This is a genomic window from Streptomyces sp. NPDC037389 (assembly GCF_040636475.1).
Taxonomy (GTDB): Bacteria; Actinomycetota; Actinomycetes; order Streptomycetales; family Streptomycetaceae; genus Streptomyces; species Streptomyces hesseae.
This window is the reverse complement of sequence record NZ_JBEZUS010000059.1, coordinates 1-1,386: the sequence shown is the minus strand read 5'-3', so window position 1 is coordinate 1,386 and position 1,386 is coordinate 1. Positions and strand designations below refer to the sequence as shown.

1 protein-coding gene and 1 pseudogene are annotated in these 1,386 nt (G+C 68.0%); both read left to right on the top strand.

Annotated features, from left to right (window positions below; all coding sequences use genetic code 11):
• Positions 1-647 (top strand): peptide deformylase (gene def / locus AB0E98_RS33715; RefSeq protein ID WP_361710300.1); only part of this gene is annotated, 647 nt, incomplete at its 5' end.
• 258 nt (positions 648-905) lie between these two features.
• A pseudogene (locus AB0E98_RS33710) lies at positions 906-1,386 on the top strand (multidrug MFS transporter); the annotation flags it as partial.

Sequence of the window (1,386 nt, the reverse complement as noted above, 5' to 3'; positions counted from 1 at the left end):
CCCAGCAGGACACCGAACAGCAGCACCCGGGCGTGCTCCCCGTGGACGACGAGGGGTTCGTCGTCGACACCCAGGACTGCGAGGAGCGCGAGGCCGACTGGCGCGGGCGCGGCACCTCGCGCCCGATCACGGTGGTCGGCAACCCGGTGCTGCACAAGGAGTGCGAGGACGTCACCGACTTCGGCGAGGAGTTCCAGCAGTTGGTGGCCGACATGTTCGCCAGCCAGCGCACGGCCGAGGGCGTGGGCCTGGCCGCCAACCAGATCGGTGTCTCCAAGAAGGTCTTCGTCTACGACTGCCCGGACGACGAGGGCGTCCGTCACGTCGGCGTGGTCTGCAACCCCAAGCTCGTCGAACTGCCCGCGGACCGCCGCCGCCTGGACGACAGCAACGAGGGCTGCCTGTCCGTGCCGACCGCCTACGCGCCGCTGGCCCGCCCCGACTACGCCGAGGTGACCGGGCAGGACGAGAAGGGCAACCCCGTCAAGGTGCGCGGTACCGGGTACTTCGCACGGTGTTTGCAGCACGAGACGGACCACCTGTACGGGTACCTGTACATCGACCGGCTCTCCAAGCGCGAACGCAAGGACGCCCTGCGGCAGATGGCCGAGAACGAGCCCCGCTACCCCGTGGTCGCCAACGACTGACACCGCCACACCCGCCCCACATCTCCCTCGCGCACGGCGCCTGTTCGGGTCTTCCCCGAGCGGGTGCCGTTCGTCTGTGCGCGTCCCTGGAAAGCCGCCACACAACAGGAGAATTCCGGCACACAGGGGTAGTGAATGAAGCAAATCCGTTCCCAGAACGGTCAGTTGTGGTGCTGAATGGGAAGTGCGGGATACGCAACGGCGCACGCCCGGCTCAGGGAGAGGGGTGCGCCACCGGCGGCTGAGAGGGGTTTGTTCGTGCATGCTTTCTCACACGGCACCACAGCGACACCGACAGCGATCGCAGTACCGTCATCGCTCCGCCTTCCAGTGATCGAGGCGGAATTTCCGCGGCAACTGCACCCGTATTGGCCCAGGCTCCAGGAGACAACACGCGCCTGGCTGCTCGAAAAGCGGCTCATGTCGGCGGACAAGGTCGAGGAATATGCCGACGGCCTGTGCTACACGGACCTCATGGCCGGGTACTACCTGGGCGCCCCCGACGAGGTCATGCAGGCGATAGCGGACTACAGCACGTGGTTCTTCGTCTGGGACGACCGGCACGACCGCGACATCGTGCACGGCCGCCCCGGCGCCTGGCGACGACTGCGCGGCCGGCTCCACACGGCGCTCGACTCCCCCGGGGACCACCTGCACCACCAGGACGCGCTGGTGGCCGGGTTCGCCGACAGTGTGCGGCGGCTCTACGCCTTCCTGCCGGCCACCTGGAACGCCCGCT